General features: G+C 71.4%; 7 protein-coding genes. 2 read left to right on the plus strand and 5 right to left on the minus strand.

All coding sequences use genetic code 11. From position 1 onward, the window contains the following. Positions 1-19 precede the first annotated feature (19 nt). Positions 20-1,753, plus strand: coding sequence for a serine/threonine protein kinase (locus ACFWP3_RS22210; protein WP_384223738.1), 1,734 nt, complete (start codon positions 20-22; stop codon positions 1,751-1,753). A gap of 40 nt (positions 1,754-1,793) precedes the next feature. Here the strand turns inward: ACFWP3_RS22210 and ACFWP3_RS22215 are convergent, their stop codons facing one another. The 5 genes from ACFWP3_RS22215 to ACFWP3_RS22235 form a co-directional block, all read right to left on the minus strand. After that, positions 1,794-2,330 carry an NUDIX hydrolase family protein gene (locus tag ACFWP3_RS22215; RefSeq protein WP_384223741.1) on the minus strand — a complete coding sequence of 179 codons (537 nt, stop codon included), beginning with the start codon at positions 2,328-2,330 and terminating at the stop codon, positions 1,794-1,796. Positions 2,331-2,664: 334 nt separating this feature from the next. After that, positions 2,665-3,237: a YceI family protein gene (locus ACFWP3_RS22220; protein WP_384223744.1), complete on the minus strand. Its 573-nt coding sequence runs from the start codon at positions 3,235-3,237 to the stop codon at positions 2,665-2,667. A gap of 28 nt (positions 3,238-3,265) precedes the next feature. Next, positions 3,266-3,700: a MauE/DoxX family redox-associated membrane protein gene (locus ACFWP3_RS22225; RefSeq protein WP_384223747.1), complete on the minus strand. Its 435-nt coding sequence runs from the start codon at positions 3,698-3,700 to the stop codon at positions 3,266-3,268. A gap of 97 nt (positions 3,701-3,797) precedes the next feature. Then, on the minus strand, positions 3,798-5,180 hold the full coding sequence (locus ACFWP3_RS22230; RefSeq protein WP_384223750.1) for a phosphotransferase: 1,383 nt from the start codon (positions 5,178-5,180) through the stop codon (positions 3,798-3,800). A gap of 179 nt (positions 5,181-5,359) precedes the next feature. Next, positions 5,360-6,826, minus strand: coding sequence for an NUDIX domain-containing protein (locus ACFWP3_RS22235; protein WP_384223753.1), 1,467 nt, complete (start codon positions 6,824-6,826; stop codon positions 5,360-5,362). Between the two features lie 391 nt (positions 6,827-7,217). On the opposite strand from ACFWP3_RS22235, the gene ACFWP3_RS22240 reads away from it, so the two are divergent. Further along, positions 7,218-7,556 (plus strand): hypothetical protein, encoded by a 339-nt coding sequence (locus ACFWP3_RS22240; RefSeq protein ID WP_384223755.1) that lies wholly within the window; start codon positions 7,218-7,220, stop codon positions 7,554-7,556. The last annotated feature ends 137 nt before the right edge of the window (positions 7,557-7,693 follow it).

Genomic DNA, 7,693 nt, shown 5'->3' on the forward strand with positions numbered 1-7,693 from the left:
ACCGGGTGACCCTGTACAGGTGGGGCCTTACCGCGTAGTCGCCCGGCTCGGCAGCGGGGGCATGGGACGGGTCTACCTGGCCCGAACGCCCGGCGGGCGCAGCGTGGCCGTGAAGGTCGTACATCCCGAGCTGGCCAGGGATCCTGAGTTCCGACGGCGGTTCGCCCGCGAGGTTGCCGCCGCTCGGGCGGTGGACGGCAGATTCACCGCCAAGGTGCTCGACGCCGGCGTGGACGACCCGACGCCATGGCTGAGCACCGCCTTCGTACCCGGCATGTCGCTCGCCGAGGCGGTGGCCGAACACGGCCCCTTCCCCGAGGCCTCGGCGCTCGCGCTGGGCCGCGGTCTGGCGGCAGCCCTGTCCGCCGTGCACGCGGCCGGGCTGGTCCACCGGGACCTCAAGCCCTCGAACGTACTGCTGGGGCCCGACGGACCCCGGGTGATCGACTTCGGCATCTCGCGCGCCACCGAGGCGAGCGCCCTGACCCGGACCGGGATGACCGTGGGCTCACCCGGCTTCATGTCCCCGGAGCAGGCCGCGGGCGACGCCGTCGGCACCGCCTCCGACGTCTTCTCCTTCGGCGCGGTGCTGGCCTTCGCCCTGAGCGGCGAGAGCCCCTTCGGGACCGGCGCCACCCCCGCGCTGCTCTACCGGGTCGTGCACTCCGAGCCGCGGCTGGACGCCCTCACGGGAGTCGCGCGGGACCTCGTCCGGCGCTGCCTGGCCAAGGACCCGGAACAGCGGCCGTCCCTGGAGGCCCTGGAGACGGAGCTCTCGGCCCGGGTGGCCGGGGCCGGCGGATCGGGCGGGCCCGCGGACGCCGCGCGACCGGACGGTTCGGCGTGGCTGCCGCCCGCCGTCGCGAACAGCCTGCTGGCACGCGCCTCTTCGGCCCTCGAGGCGGACGGGGAGCCCGAAGCGGCGGCCGCCCCCGCGCGGTACGAGCCCACGCGCGTGGACCCCGGCCCCACGCCCACCCCTGCGCACCTCGCCGACCAGCCGACCACCCCGGCGGCGGCGAGCCCGATGGTGCGCGGCTCGAACGTGCCGGAGCGCCCCAGCGAGCCGCCTGCCGTCGCGGCCGGCCATGGCCCGCGCCCGGCGGGGGTCCGCGCGAGACTCCGGACCGCCCCGTTCCTGGCTGCCGCCGCTGTGGTCGTGGCAGCGTCGATCGCGGCTCTGGCGTACTCGGCCAATCAGTCCGACAAACCCGACTCGCCGTACGTATCCCAGGACGAAAACGGCGACAGCCCCTCGGACACCCCTTCGGACACGGAGACGACACCGGAGCCCACCGACGGCGAAACGACCCCTGACGCGACCCCGGACGAGACCCCCGAGGAGACCTCCCCGGCACCGTCCCCCATCGCCACCGATCCGTTCGCCGACTGGTACCTGGCCGAAGAGTCGGAGTCCGTCCAACTGCCCACCGGCTACGGCCTGGACGCCGCCGACTTCGAGAACGCCCAGTCAGGGGAGGGGTTCGACATCGACCTGCACGAGAACTGGGACTTCGCGGGGGACGACATCCTGCTCCTGAAGGACGCGGACTCCAACAAGAACAGCGACTGCCTCGCGAAGAAGTGGGCCTCCGACTACGGAACCCTCGTGGAGGACGCCGAGTGGGGGATCGGCGACAAGATCTGCGTCCGCGCCTCCTCCGACGTGCTCCTCGTCCTGGAAATCACCAACATCGAGGACGGCCAGGACGACTACATGGAAGCCTACGCAAAGGTGTGGAAACGCGAATAGGGGGCGCCGCCCCGACGGCGCCCCGCTCCCCGCGCCTCTGTCAGTAGACGTGCCCGGTGTGCGCGAGCGCCTGCTTGAGCAACACCCCTTGACCACCCGGCATCTCGCTCTGCACGGCCGGCGAGGCCGCCTCCTGCGGGCTGAACCAGACCAGGTCCAGAGCGTCCTGCCGGGGACGGCAGTCACCGGCCACCGGCACGAGGTAGGCGAGGGACACCGCGTGCTGGCGCGGGTCGTGGTACGAGGTGATGCCGGCCGTCGGGAAGTACTCGGCGACCGTGAAGGGCTGGAGGGAGGGCGGCACGCGCGGCAGGGCCACGGGACCGAGGTCCTTCTCCAGATGGCGCAGCAGCGCGTCGCGGACCCGTTCGTGGTGCAGGACGCGGCCGGACACCAGGGTACGGCTGACCGTGCCGTCCGGACCGATGCGCAGCAGCAGTCCGATGTCGGTCACCTCCCCGCTGTCATCGACGCGTACGGGGACGGCCGCGACGTACAGGATCGGCATGCGCGCCCTGGCCGTTTCCAGCTCGTCCTTGCTCAGCCAGCCGGGTGTGGTCTCGGTCGTGTCGGACATTGCTTGATCATACTTTCCGTGGCCGCCCGGGCACAGGACCCGCGCGCCGCTTCCGATGCGCAGGTTCGTTCGGACACCCGCCCGCGCCGCGCAGCGGTACACCAAACGGGCTGCGGGGCCGACGGCACCCCGTTCAGGCCCGAGCCCTGCCGAAGTACATGACGTAGCGGTCGTCGCCGTCCGTGTAGGTGTAGCGGGTGACGCCCGCGACGGGCTTCCCAGACCAGGACGCCATCCGTCGTCATGCCGAAGCGGTGGCCGATGTCATCCTCAAGGGCATCAGCACGCCCTGACCGGACCGGCAGCCGCCCGGCCCGGCCGCAAGGCATCGCGCTCAGGCGGTCGTTTCACCCGGCTCGAGGACGGCCTCGACATCGACGACCACATCGACCATGGGGCTGACGACCACTCCACCTCGGTCGACCACGTCGTTCCAACTGACCCCGAAGTCATGCCGGTTGATCCGCGTCCTCGCGGTGAAGCCGGCCCGTCGCCGCGGCCCGAGGTCCCGCCCGTCCTCCCACCAAGGGGTGTCCCACTGTCCCAAGTGGGTGACGTCGAAGGTCACGGTGCGCGTCACGCCGCGTACCGTGAGATCCCCGGTGACCTCGAACTCGGTGCCGCTCACCTGGTGAACGCTCGACCCGACGAACGTCCAGGTCGGATGGTGCTCGACGTCGAAAAAATCAGCACTGCGAAGGTGCGCGTCGCGCTGGGGCTGCCCGGTGTACACCTCGGTCGCGTCGACCGTCGCCTCGACACGTGCCGTCTCCGGGTTGTCGGGATCGACCGCCAGCGAGCCCCGCACGTTCTTGAGCTGCCCGCGCACGTACGTCACCATCATGTGCCTGGCGCGGAACTCCGCCGCGGTATGACCGGGCTCGAAGAACCACTTGGTCATGGCCATGCGCACCCCTGACCCGCACTCCCGGCCGTCACCGGTGTTCGTCCACGCCTTCGGCGATGAGGGAGGCGCCGATGCCCAGCAGCCAGACGTCCTTGGCCAGCGCGATTCCCTGCTCGGTCGGGCGCAGGCTCCCTTCCTGCCGCATCCCCGGCGTACGCAGGTACAGCCCGATGGTGCCGACCGAGAACGCCGTCAGCACGGCCCCGGCGACAGCAGCGGGAACGACCGGCAGGAGCAGTGTGGCGGCGATCGCGAGCTCCCCTGCCGAGAGCAGCCGGACGAACGTCTGCGCGTCCTGCTTTGCCAGGAACGGATAGGTGGCGGCGGCGAACTGATGCAGCCCCTCGGCGGTGGCCTGATCCGCACCACGTTTGGACAGCCCGGAGTTCAGGAAGAACACGCCGGCCGTGAGCCTGAGCGGAATCTGCCGCGCCGAGCAACGCCATGCCAAACCGGATGCCATGCCGAGCCTCCCAACATCGCCCCCCACCTACCACACTGCCATCGGTCTGAGCGCTGTCAAACCGGGGTCGATCACCCCTGCGGCGTCGCGTGAGGGGTTATGGCCGCCTGGCCGCATGGAGCCGCAGCAGGGTGCGGCGGCCGCGTTCGGCGACCTCGGGGTCGTCGTGGGAGGTCCCGTACGCGATGCCGGAAACGGCGTCGAAGGCCGTCTCGCAGTCCAGGCGGAGCTCCTCGGCGGGCGTGAGCGGTCGGCCGTACCCGTCGAGGAACGCGGCGCGCAGGTGTGTCCGGCCGGTCCAGGTGTCGCTCAGGCGCGCCAGGTCGCGGGTCGCGGTGGCGTACTCCGACCGCTCGAAGTCGAACAGCCGTAGCTCGCCGTCGTCGGCGAGGAGGACGTTGCGGTACTGAAGGTCCCCGTGCGTCGGCACCACCACGGGCCGGGGGAGTTCCTCGTACACGCGGGCCAAGGCGAGGATCAAGGCCTCGTCCCCGTCGGCCAGATGCGGCCGCGCCTCCTCCAGGTGGCGCTTCACCCGCCCCAAGGCCTCCGACGGGCCGGCGGGCCGCTCGGGTGCGCTGCGGTGCAGGGCGCCGGCGAGGCGGCCCAGTTCGTACTGGAGACGCACCTCGGCGGCCGGGGCGAGGGCCAAGCCGTTCGGGCTACGCCCCGGCAGCGCGGTGACGACGACGGCCCGGGCCGCGGTGTCGGCCGCGACGAGACGGGGCGCCCGTGCGCCGAGCGCATGCACCCACGTCCGGTACGCGGCCACCTCCCGCTCGTGGAACCGCGGACCGCGGTGCCGCTTGAGGTACCAGACGCCGCCGTCGGATCCGGTAATCCGCCAGACCCGGTTCCGGGTCCGCGCCCAGGAGACCTCCGTCGTCCGGGCGATCCGGCCGACGGCCTGCTCGGCGAACGCCCGCAGTCCGTAAGGCAGTTCCACCCCTTCTGCGGGCGGGCCCGGCAGGAGGCGGGTGCGGCCGGGGCCGTCCGGGGTGTGGTGGACGGGGTCGTCGGGGTGCTGGAAGTGCACGGCGGCGGGCAGTCCGGCGCGGTAGGAGTCCAGGCCGGCCCGGCAGTAGGCCACCATCGGATCCGGCAGCCCGTCCAGCGGGTACCAGCCCATGCCGTCGCACCGGTCCGGCTCCCTCACCTCGGGCCGTCCCGACCACGACCGCACCTCGAAGAACACCCCGATCCGGGAACGGGTGCCCACGGGAGGGCGATGGTGGACGGTGACGGCTGCGGTGACGTCCTCGGTGTCGATGACGACGCCGGTCTCCTCACGGGCCTCCCGGATCACCGCTTGCACCATGTCCTCGTCCGGGTCGAGGTGCCCGGACGGGAGGTGCCACAGCCCCGACGCGTACACCGCGCCGGCGCGGCGCGACAGCAGCACCTCCGGGCCGTGCTCGCCCTCGCGGCGCAGGATGAGGTGGACGTCGACGGGCACCGTGTGCCGGGCGGAGCCGCTCACCGCACAGCCTTGGGGCGGCGGCGGGCGGCGAAAGCGACCTTCCGGCGTACGCATCCAGCGGTGCGGGCGTGCGGCAGGGTGGGATCGGCCATGTACGACTCCTTGGGATGTTGGCAGGCGGGAGCGGGAGCGGGAGCGGGAGCGGGAGCGGGAGCGGGTGCGGGAGGGAGAGGGGCTGCTCAGGTCCAGCCGACCTCGGTATAGAACCGACCGGCCTGGATGCCCTCGATGGCGGCGCGGGTGTAGGGGACGAGCGGGCGGGGGAGTGCGTCGGTGGGCCACCAGCCCCAGGACACGCAGCGGTCGGGCTCTCGTACTTCGGGCGTGCCCTGCCACCGCCGGGCACGGAAGACGACCCCCATCCGGGGAAGCCCGCCCGCCTCGTCCACGTGGTGGACGAGGTGCACCAGTTCCACGTCGTCCGGGTCGATGAGCAGGCCCGCTTCTTCCTCGGCCTCCCTCACCAGGCAACTCACCGCGGACTCCTGCTCGCAGTGCCCGGCGAGGAAATGGTGGGTGGAGCCGGCGAACGCGGAGTCGGGGTGCCGCAGTCCCAGCAGCACCTGGCCGTCCTGCTCCAGGTAGAGGTGCACGCCGACGATATGCGGAACGCTTCCGCTGCCGACCTTGGGGGCGAGTTCGGGGCGGGCGGAGGCGTGGTGGCGGCGCACCAGATCCAGGGTGGAGGGGTTCAGCCGCAGGCGGGGCATCGTCTCGGGGGAGAACCAGGCGAGCATGACGCCCTCGGTGAGGCGAAGTTCGGCCGGGTCGCCGTTCCACAGCCCGGCGAAGATCTGCACCGGTACGGCCATGCCATCGGTTCCAGTGGCCAACTCCATTGCGAAGGGCGCCAGTACGGGAGGCGCGAGTCCGGCTTCCTCCCGCAGCTCTCGGCGGACGGTGGCTTCCAGCGAACCGTCCTGCGGCTCGCGACCGCCGCCCAGCAGAGCCCAGGCCCCCGGCTCCCAGATCCCGGGCACGTCGTCCCTCAGGTGGAGCAGGTAGCGGCCATCCCCGTCGTGGATCAACGCCGAGGCGTTCACCGGCTCGACGCGACCGTCGAGGCCGGAGGCGAGGAGCTTGGCGCGCAGGGCGGGCGACGCGACCTCGTCGAAAGCTCGCCACTCCACCCCCGAGACCTCGTCGAGCTGCGGGACGATCTCGGCGGTGGTGTCGACGAGACAGAACGCGAACCTGAAGTCGTAGTACTGGTGGGCGGGTTCACCCTGCGTCGGGCTGGCGTCGATGTCATGGACGTCGATGTCGAAGGGCACGCTCCCGTACTCGGCGGTGACACAGAGGGCGATGGGCGGGATCCCGGTCTCCTCGTGCACCTCGCGCAGTGCCGCGCCCAGCAGCGTCCGGTCGCCCTCCTCTACGTGCCCTCCGGGTGCGAGGTACTTGCCGATGGCCTTGTGATGGATGTGCAGCACGCGCCGGTCCCGGTCGATCACGACGGCGCTGCACGTGATGTGTCCGGGCAGCGTGGAGCGGTGCGTGGGATCGTCCCCGGCTTCCAGCGCCCGCACCAGGGGTGCCAGTAGCTCTGCCTCGGCGGGGCGGCGCACCAGGTAGGAGGCCAGGAGATCGCGGATGTGGGAGCGGGTGGGCGGCAAGGCGGCCTCGCAGTTCAGGGGAGCGGACACGGGACGGGTGGCAGGGAGCCGGGGCAGTGCCTGTTGTTCGAATGCTGCAAGGGCGGGCAGTCGGCGGTCCCGGGATGCACGGCATCCTCCGGATGGCCGCAGGTTTGGTACTGGTGCTCTAAGAACGGCGCTGGATCGACATCGTCACGGCCGATTCGGGGGCAAATGGGGAACGCATGTTCTGTCCTGGATCGATGGCCTTGGCAGGTCTGGGGAGGCGGCGGCCAAACTCGCTCGAACAGGGTCGCTCACCCGTGCGGGGGATTGTCTGCCGTGACGCCGGCCAGGCCCTTCGCGGTGACGGGAGGGGTGTGCGCCCGACTTGGGCCTGCTAGCTTGAACGTGTTCAGTTGAACAAGTTCAAGAAATGGGGGTGGCTGTGGGCGGAGACGTGGCAGAGCGCGTGTCGCGGTGGCAGTGGGGCTGGGCCGTGGCGGCTGCGGTGGCTGGGGCGTTGGTGACGGTGACGATGCTCTACAAGCTCGAACAGGGCAGGTGGATGTATGCCGCGTCGGCCTCGAGCTTCTTCCTCACCGGCCTCGTCGTCGCCCTCCCGCTCGTCATGCGGGCGGCGCCGAAGGCGTTCGCTCGGTGCTGCTTGATCGTCGGGCTCCCGTTGGTCGGTTGGTCAGTGGTCGGCGCGATCACCGGGATGTTCGTCTTCATGCCGGCGGCCCTGCTGTTGCTCATCGCGGCCTTCGCGGACCCTCGCAACCGGCCGTGCGCGTGACGGATGGTGGTGGCAGGAAAATGTGGCGAAGGCCAGGCCGTGGGTGCCGTAGGGTTAGGGCAACGACGCGGGGTGGAGCAGCTCGGTAGCTCGCTGGGCTCATAACCCAGAGGTCGCAGGTTCAAATCCTGTCCCCG

The organism is Streptomyces sp. NPDC058525 (assembly GCF_042719495.1).
In the GTDB taxonomy this organism is placed as follows: Bacteria; Actinomycetota; Actinomycetes; order Streptomycetales; family Streptomycetaceae; genus Streptomyces.

Bases quoted from the DNA above. Each gene is read 5' to 3' on its own strand.
- ACFWP3_RS22225 (WP_384223747.1), bottom strand. From the start codon at position 3,700: ATGGCATCCGGTTTGGCATGGCGTTGCTCGGCGCGGCAGATTCCGCTC.
- ACFWP3_RS22220 (WP_384223744.1), bottom strand. From the start codon at position 3,237: ATGGCCATGACCAAGTGGTTCTTCGAGCCCGGTCATACCGCGGCGGAG.
- ACFWP3_RS22215 (WP_384223741.1), bottom strand. From the start codon at position 2,330: ATGTCCGACACGACCGAGACCACACCCGGCTGGCTGAGCAAGGACGAG.